The 19989-nt window shown below is 42.8% G+C and carries 19 protein-coding genes, 3 tRNA genes and 1 pseudogene; 4 read left to right on the top strand and 19 right to left on the bottom strand.

All coding sequences use genetic code 11. The annotated features are described in order from the left end of the window. Positions 1-39: 39 nt before the first annotated feature. A complete protein-coding gene (locus AC5JL8_RS18705) occupies positions 40-1137 on the bottom strand; it encodes a tetratricopeptide repeat protein (RefSeq protein ID WP_495881187.1) in 1098 nt (365 codons plus the stop codon). Between the two features lie 76 nt (positions 1138-1213). After that, on the bottom strand, positions 1214-1921 hold the full coding sequence (locus AC5JL8_RS18700; RefSeq protein ID WP_495881186.1) for a 16S rRNA (uracil(1498)-N(3))-methyltransferase: 708 nt from the start codon (positions 1919-1921) through the stop codon (positions 1214-1216). 135 nt (positions 1922-2056) lie between these two features. Here AC5JL8_RS18700 and AC5JL8_RS18695 point away from each other — a divergent pair, with 135 nt between their 5' ends. Next, a complete protein-coding gene (locus AC5JL8_RS18695; protein WP_495881185.1) occupies positions 2057-2221 on the top strand; it encodes a hypothetical protein in 165 nt (54 codons plus the stop codon). Here the strand turns inward: AC5JL8_RS18695 and sir are convergent. Together sir and AC5JL8_RS18685 are read right to left on the bottom strand one after the other, a co-directional pair. Beyond that, the gene (gene sir / locus AC5JL8_RS18690) at positions 2203-4233 is read right to left on the bottom strand and encodes a sulfite reductase, ferredoxin dependent (protein WP_495881184.1); all 2031 of its coding nucleotides are present in this window, start codon (positions 4231-4233) and stop codon (positions 2203-2205) included. The two genes, AC5JL8_RS18695 and sir, sit on opposite strands and share 19 nt — an antisense overlap. A 356-nt stretch (positions 4234-4589) precedes the next feature. Further along, positions 4590-5126 (bottom strand): putative outer membrane beta-barrel protein, encoded by a 537-nt coding sequence (locus AC5JL8_RS18685; protein WP_495881183.1) that lies wholly within the window; start codon positions 5124-5126, stop codon positions 4590-4592. Positions 5127-5519: 393 nt separating this feature from the next. On the opposite strand from AC5JL8_RS18685, the gene AC5JL8_RS18680 reads away from it, so the two are divergent. Further along, entirely contained in the window at positions 5520-6461 is a 942-nt protein-coding gene (locus AC5JL8_RS18680) for an ADP-ribosylglycohydrolase family protein (protein ID WP_495881182.1), read from the top strand. A gap of 97 nt (positions 6462-6558) precedes the next feature. On the opposite strand, the gene cutA is transcribed toward AC5JL8_RS18680, so the two are convergent. The 4 genes from cutA to AC5JL8_RS18660 form a co-directional block, all read right to left on the bottom strand. Further along, positions 6559-6891 carry a divalent-cation tolerance protein CutA gene (gene cutA / locus AC5JL8_RS18675; protein WP_495881181.1) on the bottom strand — a complete coding sequence of 111 codons (333 nt, stop codon included), beginning with the start codon at positions 6889-6891 and terminating at the stop codon, positions 6559-6561. A gap of 5 nt (positions 6892-6896) precedes the next feature. Continuing rightward, positions 6897-8030 carry a transposase gene (locus AC5JL8_RS18670; protein ID WP_495881180.1) on the bottom strand — a complete coding sequence of 378 codons (1134 nt, stop codon included), beginning with the start codon at positions 8028-8030 and terminating at the stop codon, positions 6897-6899. A gap of 21 nt (positions 8031-8051) precedes the next feature. Then, a complete protein-coding gene (locus AC5JL8_RS18665) occupies positions 8052-8903 on the bottom strand; it encodes a hypothetical protein (protein ID WP_495881179.1) in 852 nt (283 codons plus the stop codon). Positions 8904-9075: 172 nt separating this feature from the next. Continuing rightward, the gene (locus AC5JL8_RS18660) at positions 9076-9735 is read right to left on the bottom strand and encodes an Npun_F0813 family protein (protein WP_495881178.1); all 660 of its coding nucleotides are present in this window, start codon (positions 9733-9735) and stop codon (positions 9076-9078) included. Positions 9736-10094: 359 nt separating this feature from the next. Between AC5JL8_RS18660 and AC5JL8_RS18655 the strand changes: the two genes are divergently transcribed. Together AC5JL8_RS18655 and AC5JL8_RS18650 are read left to right on the top strand one after the other, a co-directional pair. Then, positions 10095-10168 (top strand) — tRNA-Arg (locus AC5JL8_RS18655). A gap of 68 nt (positions 10169-10236) precedes the next feature. Beyond that, a pseudogene (locus AC5JL8_RS18650) lies at positions 10237-10912 on the top strand (group I intron-associated PD-(D/E)XK endonuclease). Between the two features lie 18 nt (positions 10913-10930). On the opposite strand, the gene AC5JL8_RS18645 reads toward AC5JL8_RS18650, so the two are convergent. The 11 genes from AC5JL8_RS18645 to ffh all read right to left on the bottom strand — a co-directional run bounded on the left by AC5JL8_RS18645 (position 10931) and on the right by ffh (position 19905). Beyond that, complete coding sequence (locus tag AC5JL8_RS18645; RefSeq protein WP_495881177.1) at positions 10931-11473, bottom strand: nucleotidyl transferase AbiEii/AbiGii toxin family protein; 543 nt, start codon at positions 11471-11473, stop codon at positions 10931-10933. Between the two features lie 677 nt (positions 11474-12150). After that, positions 12151-12222: transfer RNA gene (locus tag AC5JL8_RS18640), tRNA-Thr, on the bottom strand. Between the two features lie 71 nt (positions 12223-12293). Beyond that, positions 12294-12379, bottom strand: a tRNA-Tyr gene (locus AC5JL8_RS18635). 89 nt (positions 12380-12468) lie between these two features. Further along, entirely contained in the window at positions 12469-14286 is a 1818-nt protein-coding gene (locus AC5JL8_RS18630; RefSeq protein WP_495881176.1) for an ABC transporter ATP-binding protein, read from the bottom strand. 88 nt (positions 14287-14374) lie between these two features. After that, positions 14375-15205 carry a DUF6816 family protein gene (locus AC5JL8_RS18625; RefSeq protein ID WP_495881175.1) on the bottom strand — a complete coding sequence of 277 codons (831 nt, stop codon included), beginning with the start codon at positions 15203-15205 and terminating at the stop codon, positions 14375-14377. 46 nt (positions 15206-15251) lie between these two features. Beyond that, entirely contained in the window at positions 15252-15656 is a 405-nt protein-coding gene (locus AC5JL8_RS18620) for a ChuX/HutX family heme-like substrate-binding protein (protein WP_495881174.1), read from the bottom strand. A gap of 69 nt (positions 15657-15725) precedes the next feature. Then, entirely contained in the window at positions 15726-16679 is a 954-nt protein-coding gene (locus AC5JL8_RS18615; protein WP_495881173.1) for a PhoH family protein, read from the bottom strand. A gap of 333 nt (positions 16680-17012) precedes the next feature. Then, positions 17013-17189, bottom strand: a complete 177-nt coding sequence (gene rpsU / locus AC5JL8_RS18610; RefSeq protein ID WP_495881172.1) for a 30S ribosomal protein S21 — start codon at positions 17187-17189, stop codon at positions 17013-17015. Between the two features lie 390 nt (positions 17190-17579). Further along, on the bottom strand, positions 17580-18011 hold the full coding sequence (locus AC5JL8_RS18605) for a KH domain-containing protein (RefSeq protein ID WP_495881171.1): 432 nt from the start codon (positions 18009-18011) through the stop codon (positions 17580-17582). Further along, positions 17974-18234: a 30S ribosomal protein S16 gene (gene rpsP, locus AC5JL8_RS18600; RefSeq protein WP_012409382.1), complete on the bottom strand. Its 261-nt coding sequence runs from the start codon at positions 18232-18234 to the stop codon at positions 17974-17976. The genes AC5JL8_RS18605 and rpsP overlap by 38 nt, the downstream gene beginning before the upstream one ends. A gap of 210 nt (positions 18235-18444) precedes the next feature. After that, positions 18445-19905 carry a signal recognition particle protein gene (ffh, locus tag AC5JL8_RS18595; protein WP_495881170.1) on the bottom strand — a complete coding sequence of 487 codons (1461 nt, stop codon included), beginning with the start codon at positions 19903-19905 and terminating at the stop codon, positions 18445-18447. Positions 19906-19989 lie beyond the last annotated feature (84 nt).

Genomic DNA, 19989 nt, shown 5'->3' with positions numbered 1-19989 from the left:
AATCTAGAAACAAGGGCATTGGGTGGTAATTCATCATTGCTACTCTCCCCTTGCTCCTCTGGTTTCTATCTCCCCATTTAAAAACACTAATCCACTATATAAATGAAAAGCTGGGTCCCAATTAGTCTTTTCCCTACGAAATAGGTGAATGTGAGACTGAATGTTACCCAGCATTTCTGTTTGATCCAATAGTGTCTCGGCAAAAGGTTTGAAATCAGACCAGACTTTTACTTGAGGTAATTGCTGCTCAACCCATGCTAGTAAGGAATTCCAATTGATTCTGATTGTATTTTGGCTAGCTTGAGAAGTAATTTCTATACCTTGCTGGAATTCGTAGCCGTTGTCATAAAGTCGTAGAATGCAACCTCTACCAGGCAGATGCAAGTCACAAAATTGGGCATAGTCTTGCGTTTGAGTTTTGCGTTCGAGTTTACGGCGAACGTCAACATCTACAACTTGCTCAAAAATAGGCAAAAGCCCTACCACCCGTGCTTTTACTTCTGACCAGTTAAAGGTTAAGGAACCGAGTTGATTTGTTTGGTTGCGACAAACAATAGTAGTATTAGCCGCAGATTTTGCAAAATGTTGGACTTGAAAAACTTGAATTTGCTCAATTGCAGCTAAAGTTGCCCAAAAGCAGGGAATGCCAGCTTTCTGTAGTTGTGTACCATAAAATTTTAGTTCTCCTACTTGTCCAGTGCGATATAACTTCCAGCCGCGACTTGGTAACATTAACCGTGCAGTGTAAGCATCAATCTGCATGATTTGGGCAAATTTGGGGGCTGCTTGGGTTTTAAGTTCGTTACTAAGTGGTTCTAAGACTAGCACCCCCAGTTCCGTGTCGTTGGGTTCAGATTTTGCTTGGGCGATCGCTCGTTGTCTTTCTTCTTGTTCAATTTCTTGCAGTCGCTGCAATCCCTGCCGTGCTTGCGTCAAGATTTTTGTATTGGTTGTACTTCGCAGCAGTTGTCGATAAATTTTTTCTGCATCCTGGCGCTTACTTGATACTTCATGTAAGCGTCCAACATAAAATTTTACCCAAGGATTTTCTGGTGATTCTTTTAACAGTTGTTTGAGTAATTTAGCAGCAGTACTATAATCTTTACGCTCAAAGGCATTGGCAACTTGCTCAATCATTACTTTATTTACATCCACGCAGAAAGAACGTCTCGCGCCTTTGCGTCTCTGCGCCTTTGCGTGAGATATACATCCTTTATACTTCACAAGCTACGGTAATTATTGATAATGCCACTACTGGCGCTGTAACTGCTCGTAGGATGCGACGACCAAGAGAAACTGCTTGAAATCCAGCCGCGATCGCACTCTCAATTTCTTTTTCAGTCCATCCCCCTTCTGGGCCAGTAGCAATAAGAATCTCTGTAGAGACAGGATGAATCACATCTTTTAAATGGGGATACTCACCACGAGCCTCACAAATATAACGGTGATCTGCGACACCAGCAGTAATAGCAGAGCTAAAAGCAACAGGTTCTAAAATCGTTGGTACAAAAGAACGTTCTGATTGTTCAGCGGCTTCTGCTGCAATCCGCCGCCAACGTTCGAGTTTTTGGGGACTGGGATTAAGTAAAGTGCGATCGCTCAACACTGGGGCAATCTTAGCTACACCTAACTCCGTACAACACCGCACCACTTCATCAAACCCGTTACCTTTGGGCAAGGCTGCCAAAAGCGTAATTGTTACAGGTAATTCAGTTGTTATTGTAAGTGGTTCTAAAATCTGTGCTTGCTCTGTTTCTAGCTGTGCCAACCACCATTTACCCTTACCATCCATAGCAATAAAGCGATCGCCTTCACGCAAACGCAACACCCTTACTAAGTAATGTTGTTGCTCTTTTGTGAGTAAAATTTGCTCTTGTTGAAATTGGGAGGGTGCGATCGCAATTCGTTGTAGTTGAGTCATAGGAGCATAAACTGCCAAATATAAATAAACACCGATAATTTATCAGTATCATCGGCGTTTATTAGCACGGCAGTTGCTACCCTGCGGAAAGCCGCTTTGCGTCTACAAGTCGGGGAACCCTTTCGGCAGCTCCTCATGGGGCAGCCCTGCGTTGGGCGGCGAGCCGCTCTTTTTGCAAGTAGCGTGGAAACCCCCAAGACCGCACTGCCGACGCTCCTACGTCGCTACCGCTACGCTAACACCAACGCACTGGCTCGTTCATCGGCGGTTAAAATTACTGACTACAGATTTTGTAAGTAAGCTTTGAGTGCCTCATTTACTAATTCAGTCATCGGCTTGCCTTGGCGGGTAGCGGCTTCTTTGAGCTTGCTATAAACTTCATCTTGCAGGCTAACGCGACGACGGTTTTTACTGGTAGCAATAGTAGTATTAGCGATCGCCACTTCTCTATACCCACTATCTTCCGTGATTTCGGTGGTGGTAGAGTCTCCCATTGTCTCTAATAAACCATCGTTATCGTCGGTAATTTCTGGCGGTGCAACTGATTGGGATGCGTAATTGCCAGCAAATTCCCGAATGGCATCAAAGCCAACGCGATCGCAAAAATCACCAAAGCTTTCCCCAGATTTTCGTGACTGCTTAAAGTAGACAAAAATCGGCTCTAGTTGGGTTTCTAAGTCGTTATGATGTAGCCTTTCCATGTAAGGTAACGCCAATCTGGTTTGATCCGGCGAACCTCCCAACCATAATTGGTAAGATTCAGGTGCGCTACCTACAAATCCTAATTCTGCCATGTAGGGACGAGCGCAGCCATTAGGACAGCCTGTCATTCTTACTACAAAATGTTCGTTTTGTAAACCAACTTTTCCTAAGATTGTGCGAATCCGCTCCAAAATCCCAGGTATTGCCCGTTCTGATTCGGTGATAGCTAAACCGCACGTAGGCAAAGCCGGACAAGCCATTGCCAATCGTTCTAAAGCGTCAATTTTACTGGGATCAGAGATGATGCCACAACGGTTGAGAATTTCCTGAATCGCTTGTTTATTTTCCGGTGCAATATCGCAAAAAATCAGGTTTTGGTTAGGTGTTAAACGGATGGGCAAGTTAAACTGCTCAACGATTTCCCGTAAGGCAGTTTTCAGTTGAAACGAACCTTCATCCTTGACTCGGCCATTATCAATGGAAATTCCCAAAAATAGCTTGCCATCACCTTGTTCATCCCATCCCAGGAAGTCTAAATATTTAAACTCTGGTAGTTCTTTAAAGGGTGCGATTGGTTTGCCAAAATATTCTTCAACCTTGGCGCGGAATTTCTCTACGCCCCAATCATGGATGAGATATTTTAATCTAGCGTGACGGCGGTCGGAGCGATCGCCATAATCTCGTTGAGTGGCAACAATCGCTTTTACTACATCGTAAACATCATCCTTTGACACATAGCCAATTGGATCTGCCAGTCTCGCAAAGGTTTCTTCTTTACCGTGTGTCCGTCCTAAGCCACCACCAGCAAAAACATTAAACCCTTCTAGTTGACCCTTTTCATTAGTAATTACTACTAAAGTGAGGTCTTGGGAATACAAATCAACGGAATTATCCCCAGGCACTGTTACGCAAACCTTGAATTTGCGCGGCATATAATAAGTGCCATAAATTGGTTCTTCTGTGTTGTGGATGATTGTGCCATTGCCATTGCGTTGTCGCGCTGCTTTTACCTCTGGGTTTTCCTCAGCGCTAATGGCCTTTTCTCCATCTAGCCAAATTTCGTAATAAGCACCCGTTTGCGGTGACAGCAAGTCAGCGATATTCTGGGCATACTCCCAAGCGTACTGGTATTCTGGGCGATTTTTCAGAGGGACTGGGGGAGCCATCACATTACGGTTGACGTCGCCGCAAGCACCCAAGGTGGAACCCAAGTTGTTGACGATAGTGGCAATTGCTGATTTGAGATTCTTCTTTAAGATCCCGTGCATCTGAAACCCTTGACGGGTAGTTGCTCGCAAGGTGTGGTTACCATATTCATCAGCCAGCTTGTCTAAAGCCAGATACAGCTGCGGTGGCACTAATCCACCTGGATTTTTTGTCCGCAGCATAAACTGGTAATCTTTCTCCTGCCCCTTGACGCGATTATCACGGTTATCTTGCTGGTAAGACCCATGAAACTTCAGCATCTGCACGGCATTTTCGCTAAAGTGAGTTGTGTCCTGAAGTATCTCGGTGGCTACGGGTTCACGCAAAAAATTACTGTTTTCCTTGAGTCCTTCTACTTTGGAAGGCTTACGGCTGGCTATCGGGGAAGGAGGGGATTTAACCATTAGAGTTGTAGACTATTCTTAGATAAAGCATCGGTAGACGCCGAAGCTGCAAATTTAAAAGCACCCATTCGGCTAGGTGATCCCCGGAAATCCGGTCGGAAATGGGAGGAATATTTTAATTTTAACATGGCAAAAAGCCGGCTTTGCTAGTGAAGCAACACTTAACAAAACCAGCATATATTTTATTTTAGGTGTAAATAAACTCAACATTTTTTACTTTGTAAAGTGCTGAGTGCTGAGTCCTGAGTCCTGAGTTTTGATTCGTGAGTTATAAGAATAAGAGTTTCTCTTATTGTCCCCAGTACCCAATCCCCAATCCCCTTCTCATGCATGGTATTCCAGCAGCGGGAGTTAGTTTATCTGAAACGATAACCTAGACCACCTTGGATGCTGACAGCAGAAGCAGGGCTATTTTGATATGTCTTCATACCTACGGTGGCATTACTGTAGATGAGGAAGTTTTTAGCAACTTCAGATTCTACACCAGCCGTTAGCGCTACGCCATTTCTATCGCCTAGAGGAGTTTGTTTACCATCGGTTTCTACAAAAGAGTAACCAGCACCTAAAAATAGGTTGGTACCCTTAGCAATTGGTGCGTCTACGGAAACTTGAGGGATGATAGCAGTCGTCTGATCTGTAAATAGAACTTGAGTGCGTGCAGAAAAGGGGGTAGGCCCTAATTTTAAACGGCCTGTTAGATTACCACCAAACTGAGCATCTTGACCAATTTGTCCGCCATTAGTCACCCCACCTGCAACGCCAGCACCAATATAGCTAGCATCAGTACCATTTTTTTGTTGAGCCGAAGCTTGACCAGCAGATAGAAAAAGAGGAGCAATTACTAAGGAAGACAATGTAGAAATTGTCATGAAAGACTTAATAAAGCGTTTCATATTTTTGAATAAATGTTGTAAGTTTGCTGTTAAGTTATAAGTCGCAAACCAAATAAATATGTTCCAGTAATTGCAGAATTTTGTTCAATGATTGTTGCTATTGATGCCCAGTCCTTAAAAGGTATTTGTCCATTGTATCTCAACTATAAATGTTATAATTACAAGCTTTCATAGCTCAATCCCGTTAGTTTTGGCTAAGAGTAGACTCTTTTGAAACTGGCACAATAATTATAAATATAAGTCAGCCAAGATAGGGTTGATAAAATAACCTATTAATCAACTTTTTAGAATATTTCCACATAGGATGAAACAGTAGGCTGTAGCAACTATTGCAATAAGCTCTAGAGAGAATCTATAAAGTTAAATTTTGGAAACTTTCAGGGAGATTGAATAATGCTAACCGCTGCAAAAACATTATCTGGTTTGATGGGTTTATGTGTCGGTGATGCGTTAGGTGTGCCGGTGGAGTTTACTAGCCGTGCTGAACGAGTTAAATCTCCGGTGACAAAGATGCTGGGTTATGGCACATGGAATCAACCGCCAGGAACTTGGTCAGATGACAGTTCATTGACGTTTTGCTTGGCAGAGAGTCTTTGTAGAGGCTATTCATTAGATGCCATAGCCAATTCCTTCTGGCGCTGGTACAAGGCAGCTTACTGGACTCCTCGTGGTGAACTATTTGATATTGGCCATAGCACCCATGCAGCGATTATGCGCTTAAAGCAGGGAATTTTACCCCAAGATGCAGGTGGGAAGATTGAAAATACTAATGGTAATGGTTCTTTGATGAGAATATTGCCAATGGCTTATTGTCACAAAAGCTTAACTTTTAGCGAATTAATCGCACGGGTGCATGATGTTTCTGCAATTACTCATGCCCATGCGCGATCGCAAATGGCCTGTGGCATTTATATTACTATCGCCGTTGCTTTATTAGAAGGGGCTGACCTACAAGCGGCTTATTTGCAAAGTTTAAACAAAATCCAAACAATTTATTCAGTGCGCGAATACCTGCTGGAAAAACCGCATTTTGCCAGAATCTACAGTGGTGAAATTGCCAAGCTGCCAGTAGAAGAGATTAATTCTGGTGGCTACGTTATTGATACCCTAGAGGCATCGCTGTGGTGTTTGTTAAATAGCTCATCCTACTCTGAGGCAGTGTTAAAAGCTGTTAACTTAGGTGGAGATACAGATACTACCGCCGCCGTTACTGGTGGGTTAGCTGGAATTTACTACGGTGTGGAGAATATTCCCGAAGAATGGATTAATCAAATTGCCCGTAAACAGGACATTATTAACTTGGCAACGCGTTTTGCTGCTGCTGTTTACAGTTAATTGGCAATTGTGAATCAGCAACAAAATTATTCAATAAATTACCCCATCTCCTTGAAACGTAGGAAGATGGGGAGAGTAATTTTGAATTTTAAATTCCCTACCGCTCACCCTTCACCTGTTCGGATATCCATTGCAGGTAGGGATGAGAACCTGCAAGAATTGGTAAAGCAATAACTTCTGGCACTACATAGGAGTGCATTTCCCGGATTTTGGCTTCAATGGTGGGAAATTGTGCCAAATCAGTTTTGATTAACAACTGCCATTCATTCTCTGCGTTTATTTCCCCTTGCCAGGTGTAAACCGAGTGAATGGGCAATATACTCACACAAGCAGCGAGTTTAGCTTCCACAAGGGCATTTGCAATCGCTTTTGCCTCTTGGACGTTGGCAGTTGTCGCCAATACCACACCGTAGCCAGTAGGTGTTTCCATAACATCTAAACAGGAGATAAGGAATATACCTGACCATCAATCAACAGTCTTGTAATGCCTTTAGCTTGCAGATGGGTACGAGCCTTATGCAGCATTTTACTATCGGGGACTTTAATCACGCGATCGCGCTTGGTAGAGAAGCGTTTAGCTACTCGGTGATTATCGAAAATCGGCAAAGTTCTTTGCTGGGTTTCGATAGTGGGAATTTGCCCCAAGTCACCAAAGTCTTTGAGTGGTCGCGTAATTAATTCTGAGGAGCGGTCAATTACCAAATAGCAAGTTTTAGGCAAAAGAGCTGACGACAATGGTAAAACTTGAACTGGTGCTTCACCAGGCCTGCGCCTTGCGACTAAAGGTCTTGGCTCTTCAAAATCGTCATCCTCATCCTCAAAATCTTCCTCTTCTAAATCATCATCCAAATCATCCAAATCCTCGGACTCATCTAGCAAGTCTTCACCCAGCATTTGGGCGAATACGTTTGCTTGTGGATGTTCATCCTCTAACATTGGGCTAGAAATGTTTGTAATTTCTGGCCGTTTTGGACTGGGAATACTTGTAATTTCTGGCCGCTTCGGACTGGGAATACTTGTAACTTCCGGTAGTTTTGGACTGGGAATACTTGTAATTTCTGGCCGCTTCGGGCTAGGAATACTTGTAACTTCCGGTAGTTTTAAACTAGGAATACTTGCACTTTCTGGCGGCTTTTTAGGTAATATTTCCAACTGCTCTGCTGCTGGCTGGGCTTTTGTCTCTGCTGAAGAACGCCGCCGCACCCGTCTAATAACAGGTGTGAAATTCGTACCATCCTCTTTTTGAGATTCTGCCTCTAAGTCTACCTCTGCTGACTCAATCTCCGGCAACTGCGAGGATTCGGTCTGGTTGCTAAGAGTTTCTTGCTCTGGCTGACTCAACAAAGGCAACTGTTCATAGCTTACCTGTGCCCGACCCTCAGGAGTTCTAGCAGCACGCTTCAACGAAACGAGGTATTCGTACTCCTCTTCGGGTAAGGTACTTTTAAGCAACCTGCTAATTGTTGAGTTACTGACGCCATAACGTTCCGCCAAAGTTGAGGTTGTTTCGGCAGTTTCTCGATATAACTTAAGAATTTCTTGCTTGTCTGAATCTGTTAATTTTCTCACGGTAGACACCAAAAATCTTTTCTAAGCTCGTTTCTTTCCTCGCTCCCGCCGCGATCGGCTCAATGATGTGTCATATTCTAAAACAGCGCCCATACCAAATAAGACTCCGCTAAACACCCAAAACACTTCTAGTATCTCTCCACTTTGATAATTTGGGCCTTGGGCGTATTTAAACCACATATCTGCAATGTAGAGTGAAAACGCTGCGGCTGCAATCATTCTCCAAGACTGGGCGACTCTTCCTCCCCAAAAGGCTAACAGCAAAGTGGTGGCGATAACCAAAAGAGCTACGTCGCTAACTATGTAAAACCAATTCAAAATAGTGCCTAGCGGGTCTAGGGATTTTGTCTGTTGCAGAGAAATCCACCAAGCCAACAAACTACCAAACACTCCAATTGCCAACACAATTAGCCATTGCCATTTTTCTAAATTGATTCGCCTATGAGTTGCTGCCAAAATCATGCCTACACCTAGTAACAGATAAGCTACTACAAAAAACACATCGCCAATCGACACATCCGGTTCATCTTTTAAAATTATTTCTGTATAACCGAAAAATATCCCTCCCAGGAAATAAGAAAGCATACCTATGCCAATAGCGAGCCAAACATTTCGACCACTGACAATTTGCGGACTACGCCAATTCCTCAAGCATAAGATACTTGCACCCAGGTAGGCTAACGCTTCAAAAATATTTGTACCAATCACATACCACTCGGCGCGGCTTTCTATGCCATCTGCTCCTGGAACTTTGGCACTAAACAATAAAAAGTATAACAGCGCCAGGACTGCCCAGCCAATGCCAAGCAAAACAATGTTCCCAGTGCTGAAAATAGATTTAGAACGGTATGAATTATCGTAAGAGCTACTCATAGGGCTTGACTATAGTAAACACACTCTGGCAGTATTTTGACGTGCAAGACTGTGTGGGAAGCAGTCTATGTATGTAATGACAACAAATTCTCAATTGCTCTACTAAGCCGTACGCAATCGGACGTCAAGAGCAACTGTATGTGGCAGCAATCTTGTCCCACAGTGTCTTATGCTACTGCCACAGTTTACTCATTGGAGATTGATTTAGCCAAGTGATAAACAGCGATCGCTCTCCCTCTTGCATATCTTGTAAACGCTCAAGCGCTGGATAGGTAAATTTCGCGTTGCCAAGATAGGTTTTCCCTAGCTTATGAAGTTCTTGCAAGAAAATAATTACATGATTTTCTTGCCAAGGAGGTAGGCTGGCTGTATCCTGTGGATTCTGAATTAACAAGGCTTTGACTGCTTCTTGAGAAGTTATTTTAGGAAATTGCTTTTGTTGCAATACCTCCGCAATATCTTTTTCAAATAAAGCTGCTTGTCTAGCACCTAGAAAATCTTCAATGTCCATATAAACAGCTTGTAGCAGCATAATACTAGCTTGGACAAAAATTCCAGCTTTGCTGTGTCCACCTGTATCAGTACCCGCCTGCTCTAAACGTATTTTCCCCCAGACGCTATAGCGCTCTGGTTCCTCCAGCAAAACACAAGCTTTACCTCGTTGATCAGTTAATTCTCTCCACAAGGCTCTAGCTTCTTCCTCTTGGCTAGCTTTGAAAATACTAATCAAGCGAAAGGTTTGCCCCTGATAGTGGAGGACTGGCATTGGCTGATCCCGCTTGGGATGCTGAATGCTTGATATTTCTACATCCTGCCGTTTGAGAATAAACATGGCACTAGCAAATAACTCCTCACAGGGGCGTTCTCGATATGCGATCTATAATCCGATTTGAAAGTATCGCCAAGAGTGCGATTACCTAGCGTAACATTGGGGCAAGCTTGGCGATCGCAAAAAGCTAATCTACAGCCAGCCGCCCAGAGGTTATTTATTATACCAACACGCAAATAACCCATTGACCACACAATATATCTAACCGATAGTCCATTTATTTCGTTTTAAGTGTACATTGACTAACTAGCGACTAGCATCTTAGCCTTCCCACGGGGAAATCTGCAATTTTCAATTGCTTCTTATTAAGGGAAACGATATAATTTAATAGATGACTCGTTTAAGAGCCATAGTTTTATCTTGGGCGCGTAACTCAGGTGGATAGAGTAACTGCCTTCTAAGCAGTCTGCCGCAGGTTCGAGTCCTGCCGCGCTCGTTTTGATTACATACGAACCCTTAAGCACAGAATCGTGATACTGTGATTACATCGATTGAGGGTGCGTTTTGCTGCATCATACCAAAAACAAAGGAGATATTGCAGCGACAAAAGCGATCGCTGACTTAACACTTAAAGGTTACTTGATTCTTACACCAGTAGTTTGTGAGCATTTACCTTTTGATTTTGTTGCCTACAAAGACAACAAATTTTACAAAATTCAAGCTAAATATGCTGGAGACAACAGAGTAGTCAATAAAACTATTTGGATAGATAAAAACGGTACTCATCAGAAAAAGTACAAAGCCGATGACTTTGATTTTTATGCTGTTTATCTACCTGATATAGATTGATATAGATAAAGTTGTCTATCCATTCGTTAACTTTAGTGGTTGCTATATCACCACCCAATTACCTCATTCAGCCACACCGTTTTACTGGTGGGAAGATTTTACAGAATTTACAGAAGAAGCGCCTAAGCGAACTTATAAGGAATTTGGAGTTGATTTAACAACTAGAAAGATTAACCCAGATTCAAGAATTTACACCAGAAAAGTAGAAAGACCTTCAAAAGAAGAATTAGAAAAATTGGTGTGGGAAAAACCAACAGCGCAAATTGGTAGAGATTTTGGTGTGTCTGACAAGGCTGTGGAAAAGTAGTGTAAGGCTTATGGGATAGAAAAGCCACCTAGAGGTTATTGGGTAAAGAAGGCTTATGAGAAAGTAGAAGGAAAGATAAATTAATAATTATTTACATTATTTTTATAAGTTGTCCCAAATATCATGCTGTTCTTTGAAAAACCTCTCTGTAATAGCTAAATTTAAATCGCTAGCTAATAAATCAATACCATCAATAATGATGGGTATTTGAGCTTCCCTAACTTGAAGACCAAAAAAGCATTTCTGCCTGTAATCTGGCCTTTCCTGAAAACGGGCGATCGCAATTTTCAAAGGACGCATAACTTCATATGCATTCTCAGCCTTTTCAATTGATTGTTGAGGAATTGCAGATTGCAACCGGAGAATTGCTAAATCAATTAAATCTCTTGCTTCAACACTGTCATCCATGTAGCGATCAGAATTTGAAAGTAGTTTCGATGTGAAACAGTCATTAAGGCTTAAGCAGGCTACAGGTGATTCAAGATTACTAAAGAGCTTGCGATATTCCCAACCCCGCTCATAGCGACTCAGCATTTGCTCTGGAGTAAATCGATACACATCTCCTGTCTGCCAGCAAATCGACTCCAAGAAACGCAGTTTGTTTGGAACAATAGGTGGATTAATTATTGGTGTAGAGGTTTTCATAGCTCCCTTAATTAACCACTTTGTATAACTCTATTTAAACAAAGGAATAGATTCATGGGATTCCAATAATAGAGAGGCTAATGCTCACGAAACTAGAATAAAAAAGGCAATGAATAATCTTGAGGAATTAACAGAATGTTTAGTGCTTTTTATTTTTAATAATATTACTGAACGCTGGAAGTTTGAAACTGCACAGTTAGAGGATGTTTGAAAAGTCCTCCAGCGCGTGTTTCATTACCCTGGCTACTGAGAAACTGCTACGAAAGAATCAGAGTTTTGGGATTTGATCTCGCACCCCTGAGTCGCACTTAAGGCTCAAGCCGACCCTTTTCAAACATGCTCTTAGAAATGAAGATGAGAAATTGCGCTACACAGATTTCAGCCACCAATACTGCTTATTTACTACCACAAGCTGATCAACAGTCGGCGGTTTGATTTCTATTAGTACAATCTCAGTTAATTTCTTTTTAGCAGATATCCAGTGGTGTAGTTGTTTTTAGCCCTTTCATTTTACTACACCACCGCGAAAAGCTTTGAAACAAATAATTTCAGTGTCATCATAGCCAAATCTTAGCCAAAAATATGAGTAAACCACTCAGTTTTAGCACCTCTGAAACCTTTATAAAGGCTGAAACCCTTAATGTACATTTAGCGTTGATTATTTAGAAAATATAAAAAGCCCGTGACGAGGATTGAACTCGTGACCTCACCCTTACCAAGGGTGTGCTCTACCACTGAGCCACACGGGCAAAATAACCTTTTTTAAGTTGTGAGTTATAATCCTGTTCACTCAGCAATTATAACTCATAACTTCTAGAAGTGGTGGGCCGGGCTGGATTTGAACCAGCGTAGGCGTAAACCAACGGATTTACAGTCCGTCTCCATTAACCACTCGGACACCGACCCATTTGTCTCACGATTTATAATATTAGCACCAGATTTTAGAAGTTGCAAGGGGTTAAATAAAAATAGCGGTGTACCCCACCGCCATCCTGCTAACTCAGGAGTTCGCCGGTTTCTTGCAAGGAGTGCAAGCGGCGATAAATACCTTCTTGACGCAAGAGTTCATCGTGGCTACCAACTTCAACAATTTTTCCCTGATCTAGAACCACAATTTTATCGGCTTCCCGCACTGTACTCAGGCGGTGAGCAATGATAATTGTGGTGCGAGTGCCTTGAATCGATCGCATCGCTATTTGAATTGAACGCTCAGACTCGTAATCTAGGCTAGAGGTAGCTTCGTCAAAAATCAGCACGTCTGGTTCCACTAGCAACGCCCTAGCAATTCCTAAGCGTTGTCTTTGTCCACCAGATAATCTCACACCACGCTCCCCGACAACGGTGTAATAACCCTGAGGTAGCTGTTGTATTACTTCATCTACTCTGGCAATCCTACAGGCTTCCTGAACCTGCTCAAAACTAGCATTTGGCCTACCATAGGTGAGGTTGTCTAACAAAGTGCCGTTGAAGACATCTACTTCTTGGTGAACGATCGCCAATCTCCGCCGATAATTACCCACATTCAGAGTGCGGATATCTTGACCATCAATCAAAATTTGGCCTGCTTGCGGTTCAAAATAACGCAACAACAGCTTCACTAAAGTAGATTTACCAGAACCGGAACGCCCAACTAAGGCTACTGTTTGGTATGGCTCAATCAATAAGTTGATATCTTGCAAAACTAGGCGGTTGGTATCATACCCAAAATTCACGTGTGATAACTCAATTTTTCCTGTGAATTCATAAGGTGATTGCGTCTGGTTTTCATCCAATAGGCTAGATGAATCAGAGCGAATTGGCTCTTGCAGAAATTCATGAAACCGCAGCATGGAAGAATACCGACGAGCAAACACTTCTGCCAAATTATTAATAGGTTCTAATTCCGCGTATGCCATGCTAGAAAGAGTTAAGGTCATAACAAAATGGCCTAGAGAAATTTTTCCTCCTACTGTTGCTGCTAAAGTTAAACCCAGGATTGTAAACACGCAAAACTGAATTACTGTCTTCTGCCAAGTCAGCAGTTTTATATAACCTTTGTGGATGCGATAATCAACCACCGTTAACTCACGATTTAAGCGTTGAGTTTGTCGCTTTAGTTCTTTTGCTTCTGTAGCAAATGCTTTGACGGTTTTGATATTGGTGATGAGTTCGGAAGAACGGCTTTCGGTATTTTCCATATATTTATCCAGGCGGCTTTCGTACCAAATCAGCCGCTGTAAATCTTTCAAGCTCAAAGCGAGGATAAATACAAAAGAAATTAGATATAAAGTTGCAATTCGCCAATCAATCAACAAGATAAACACAAAAATTGCCAGCACACGCATCAATTTGGGAATCAATTGACCAGCAATTTCGGGATACGTCCAAGTATGGTTAGTAAGACCTCTAGCTACTCTTCCGGCAATACGTCCGGGATTATTCTCATCATAAAATTCTAAGGGCAGAGTCAGAATTTTTTCTATGGCTGTTTGGGTTTTTTCTCGACGCGCTCTTAATGGTATATCCCAATGAAACCAATTGGTTAACCAAGGCTGTGTTGGCGCTCTAACTACCGTGACGACGAAGATTAAACCCAGTAATACACTTAAAGATAGTGATTGATTTACTGGGTAATTAGTGAGATTGGAAAAAGTTGTGATCGCCTCTTGAAGTGGTTTGTCCAATGGCTGATTGGACAAGACATTTAAAATTTGGCCGATTGCATAAGGTACAACCAAATCAATAATTTCGTAAATACTGGATACTGTAATACTGAAAATACTCAGCCCCCAGTAGGGACGAAAATAATGGAGAATATCTCGAAATTTTGCCATGATGCACACTTTCCAAGAGCGCGAGCGTTAGCTTGGAAATTTTATACTACAGATGTATTACACAGCAGTCAAGCTTTGTATGCCTAAATCATTCTTGGGGAGTAGTTGGCAATTGAGAAGGAAAAAATTCTAGATGATAACGATAAAGGGCGACAGGACGAGAGTTGGCGGTAAAGTAATCTGGATCTTGAGGTGAAAGGTAGACAGCAGTAACTTGATCTGCTTCTATTGCTGGATTGGATGTAGAAAGTTTGCTGTAAGCAGTGGTAGATTCTACAGAGTTGAAATAAGGACGAGAAGCCCCTTTAAAAAGTTGTTGAAATACTTCTGTTGTGATGAACTTACCATCAGATGTAGTTTCTGTGGCACGTGCAGTGACAAGAGAAACTAGCTGGCGATCGCCACGCAATAAGGTAATTTGACGATTAGGCGAATCTGGATCGATTTTCACTGATAATACAGCTTCATCTCCTAAATAAGCCCGTGCCAAATTCAAGCTATTAAACGCTCTATCGGCTATTAAAATTGGTAAATTGTTGTCTATCTTAGGGATGATTTTTAGACCAGAAACAGGCGATCGCCTTTGGCGCTGCGCTCCGCGCAATCGCTGTTTAATAAAACGTACTTGAAAACTCACAGGTTGATTTAGCTGTCGGCGATTAGCTTCAAACCCTGGTGTAACGATATCTGGTGCTAAAGGTGCAACCAAATCTACTAATTTACTCGTAACCAGCCAATTACCCGCCATCCAGTCAGGGTATGTTAAATCTCCCGAAGCTGGTTGCACAGAAGTTAATTTTTCCCACTGAGGAAAATTTGCCAGTCGTTCAGACAACTCACCTGCTGTTGCTTCACAACTCCATCCTAGTAGGAACAAAATAACCAAGCAAAAACTCCAAATTGCCTTGATAACCAGCATCAGCAATTTTGTATTTAGTATTTATTTTCAAGAGTAATATTTAGCCTTAAATCTCTGTCGGCAAAGGTTCCCAAACTTCTCCATACTTTTCCTTGAGAGCCTGCCAAGCTTCCACTTGCCCTACTTCATATTCTCCTGGTTTACCCCATTGCAAGAATAGACTTAAAGCAGGTTCCTGTTTTTCATCTAAAAACCGAATAGCATAAGTTGTAAAATTACCTCTTTTTGCTTCCCCTGTTTCAAATTTCACTTGAGTAATTTTGTCCATATTCAAGTGAAATTCAAAAGCTTCGGTGTGCATATTCGCATATTTACCTTTAGGCAACTCTGCATAAAATAGCTTTTCTAGCTTACCTCTTGCCTCTAAAACAGCAGCGCTACTAGTAACAATTAAACGCAAAGTTCCCAGGCTTTCGCAAGCTTCCAAAAATTCTTTGAGTGTGGCAGGCATAGGTATTATTAAGTGTTGATTACTGAATGATTAATCATTAGCTAATAACTAATGATTAATCACTAATGGCTATTTTTCGTATTGTTCGTAAGCGGCGACAATACGCTGAACTAAAGGATGTCGGACAACATCTCTTTGGGAAAATTCGCAAAAGGCAATGCCTTCAACGTGTTTTAAAACTTGTAAGGCTACTGCTAGCCCTGATTGTTGGTTCAATGGCAAATCAGTTTGAGTCATGTCACCTGTAATCACCATACGTGAACGGAAGCCCAAACGAGTCAAAACCATTTTTATCTGAGCGGGTGTAGTATTTTGAGCTTCATCCACAATTACAAAAGCGTTATTGAGGGTGCGTCCCCGCATATAAGCGAGTGGTGCAACTTCAATCACACCACGTTCCATCAAATTTGGGACTTTTTCGGGATCGATGAATTCATTGATGGCATCGTAAAGTGGGCGGAGGTAGGGATTAACTTTCTGCTGCAAGTCTCCGGGTAAAAAACCGAGTTTCTCGCCAGCTTCAACGGCAGGACGAGTTAAAATTAGCTTTTCAAACTGGTTAGCAAGGAGTGCTTGCACAGCGACAACAACAGCGAGAAAAGTTTTACCAGTTCCAGCAGGCCCGGTACAGAAAGTGAGGTCACGTTTACGTATGGAGTCAATATATTGTCGTTGTCGAAAAGTTTTGGCACGAATTTCCTCACCCCGGCGAGTCCTGGCGAGAATATCTCGCTGTAACTCTTGGAGTTCTTCTTGGCGATGAGTATCCAAAGCTTGACGGGCTGTGGCAATATCGGCACTAGAGATTATATTGCCTTTAATCCATAGGTCTTCAAGCGATCGCACTAATCGAGAAGCCAGATCAATTTGCTGTTGGGTTCCAGAAATATGTAAGTCTTGTCCCCTAAGTACTAAAGTGGCTCCTGTTTGCTGAGATAAAGTTTTGAGATTTTCTTCTCTATCTCCTGCTAGAGCGATCGCACTAGGAATATTCGGCAGCTGAATTTTAAAGGCATCTGCCATAGGATTTCTTAAATTTGTGAGGGGCAGTTATTGACAAAGGTTAATATTTTCCTGTAGGGCGAGAAAGCGAATTTTACTATTTTAAGTCTATTTTTATACTTATTTATACTAAAATACGCTTATAATTTTCAGAACTGTCATGGTTTCATTGGATTTCATACTTAGCAATTATTACTAAGTTTTAGCCAACCTCTGACAAATTCTCTTTTTGAGTTTTGGATTTCCTGATACTTACTGAGTAAAAGTAGAGACGCGATCGCGTCTCTACTTTCTATACCTTAACTTCTATCATTGAGATAGGTTAACCGCGTTCGCCAAAGACACTGCTCTGATTTAGTAGCGGACACCTTTACGTGCAGCTTCTTCTTTACGCTTACGCCGCAAACTGGGTTTTTCGTATCTTTCTCGGCGTTTGACTTCGGATAAAATTCCGGCTTTTTGAATTTTCTTTTTAAAACGTCTAAGAGCCGAGTCAATCGTCTCGTTCTCACCTAAACGAATTTCAGCCACTCCCTGGTTTCACCTCCTGACAGAATCATTAGAGTTGAGTACAACTGTTAATAACAGCAAGCAGTATGGTGCTAGTTTCTCCTGATGAGAAACACTCATCTGTTCAATCCTCAAAAGGATTTCGAGCATTTTACAGTGACGCAACATTCCACTGATGTCAGCGTACCAAATTTTGCCATTTTTCACTTATTCCCAGAATATTTGCAGAATAAAACATCACAGATGCCTGCGCTTTTCATTCCGGGTTCGTCATAGGTGGTGCTTTATACAGGCAACTCAAAAACAAAGTTAAAAAAACACGACAATTTTGTTGTCGCCTGCCTATTATTCTTATCAAAATATCTGAGCGGTTTTGCTAACTCCGCTCAGAGAATATTTTGAGTTTTAGTCCTACCGAGAACGGGGTTTAGCAATAGGTCTTGATCCGTTGTCACGGCGTTCTCTCGATTTAGGCGGTGGAATTCGCTCTTCCCTGTCTTCATCAAAAGACATTCCTTCCCGCCCGGAGGCGGTGCTGCCATAGATGTCCAGGTATACTGATTGCCCAGCAACTTCAGCAGCTGCTGCAATTACCGTGCGAATTGCCTGAATATTGCGCCCTCCCCGACCAAACACTTTCCCTTTATCCGTGCTTTCAAAGGCGATGCGAATCCAAGCCCGTTGGAGGGTGTGAGAAATTTCACAATCGACGCTTAAAGACTCTGGAGATTCTAAAAACGGCTGTACTAAAAATCGTACCAATCCGTCGTAGTTGGGATTGGCTGAGGGAGATTTGGTTCCGGCATTATGATGCGGCTGTTGCACTGACCTGTTCAAAAACATTGGCTTTTACTAGAATGCGACGTACGGTGTCAGTGGGTTGAGCGCCTTGTTGTAGTCGCTTGACGATGCCGGGAACGTCCAATCGCACTTCATCGGTTCTAGGGTTGTAAAATCCCAGTTCTTCTAAGGGACGACCATCGCGGCGAGCGAGGTTGTTAATGGCGACAATGCGGTAACTTGCTTCCCGCTTTTTACCGAATCGCTTTAAGCGCAGTTTGATCATGGTTGAAGAATCAATCTCCTGTTGGTAGGTATTTGTTGGCAGCTAGTTGATGAGGAACTCACCTGACAGGGGCCGCGGTTGGAAAGTTGAGGGTGAGCTAATTTTGCTCATAACTTCCCATACTAAAATGCTAATTTTAGCACTTGCATAGCATCAACTGCTATCAGTCTCTTGTCAATTGTCTGGAGTTTAATAAGCAACGATTAATGACTAGAGATTGCCAAAGCCTTTCTTCTTTTTCTCTTTCTTTTTCTTTTTCGTGCCTGCGTCGCCAGGGTAACCTCGCCATCCGGGGGCTGCGGGACGATTCCCGGCGAAGGCGTTGGCGTTGCCCATGCCACCACCGCCAAACATTCCTGGCATCCCAGGCATACGACCTTGACCCATTTGTTGCATGAGCGATCGCATTTTTTGGAAATCAGCTACCAGTTTGCTAACATCCGCTTCTCTATAGCCAGAGCCGGAAGCAATCCGTCGCCGCCGACTAGGAGAACTCGCTAATAAATCAGGGTCATGACGTTCTTGGCGAGTCATGGAGTTAATCATTGCCTCACAGCGCTTAAGCTGGGTTTCTCCCTGCTTGAGTTGGTCATCTGAGAGCTTGTTCATCCCTGGAATCATCTTGATGATGCCTCCCAGCGATCCCATATTCTTTAGCAGGCGCAATTGCTTGAGAAAGTCGGTAAAGTCAAATTTCGCCGTCAGGATTTTTTCCTGCATTTTCTCGGCGTCAGCCAGGTCAATTTCTTCCTGCGCTTTTTCTACTAGAGTCAGGACATCGCCCATGCCTAGAATCCGCGAAGCCATCCGGTCAGGGTAGAAAGGTTGTAGAGCCTCGACTTTTTCACCCACACCGACAAACTTAATCGGCGCTCCCGAAATTTGTCTTACTGATAGCGCCGCACCACCACGGCTATCACCATCCAGTTTGGTGAGGATCGCCCCAGTAATCCCTATCTGCTCGTGAAAGGTACGGGTAAGATTTGCTGCTTCTTGTCCCGTCATCGAGTCTACGACTAGCAGAGTTTCCTGGGGTTGGACAGTCTCTTTAATGCGGGCTAACTCCGCCATCATGTCTTCGTCAATTTGCAGACGACCCGCAGTATCAATAATTACTGTGTTAACGCCTTCGGCTCTGCCGCGCTCAACACCTTGGCGAGCAATTTCTACAGGGTCAGCATCGCTTCCCAACTCAAAGACTGGCACGTCAATTTGCTTACCTAACGTCACCAGTTGATCAATAGCTGCTGGGCGATACACGTCTGTCGCTACCAACAAGCAACTACGGTCTAATTTACGGAGATGTAAGGCTAACTTAGCTGTAGCAGTGGTCTTACCAGTACCTTGTAACCCAGCCATTAAAACAATCGTGGGTTGTCCCGCAACCTCTGCCAGGGGAACATTCTCCTCCCCCATTACCTGCACAAGTTCATCGTAAACAATTTTGATGAACTGTTGGTCAGGTCGCACGCCAGCGATCACCTCAGATCCCTGTGCCTTGGCTTCGACTTCACTAATAAAATCTTTGACTACCTGGAGGTTGACATCTGCTTCCAACAAAGCGCGTCGCACTTCCCGCAAAGCATCTTGAATGTTGGATTGAGAAATTTTGTCCTGCCCCCGCAGTTTCTTCCAGGCAGATTCTAAACGGTCAGATAGAGCATCAAACATAATGTAGTTACAGGTAGTTCGTCAGTGAGAATTTCCGCTAGATTTTTAACGTGCTATTTACCAGCTTAGTAGTTTTCCCAACGA

It is taken from the genome of Mojavia sp. (assembly GCF_059505145.1).
The sequence above is the reverse complement of the archived record's forward strand: the minus strand, read 5'-3'. Positions and strand labels throughout refer to the sequence as shown.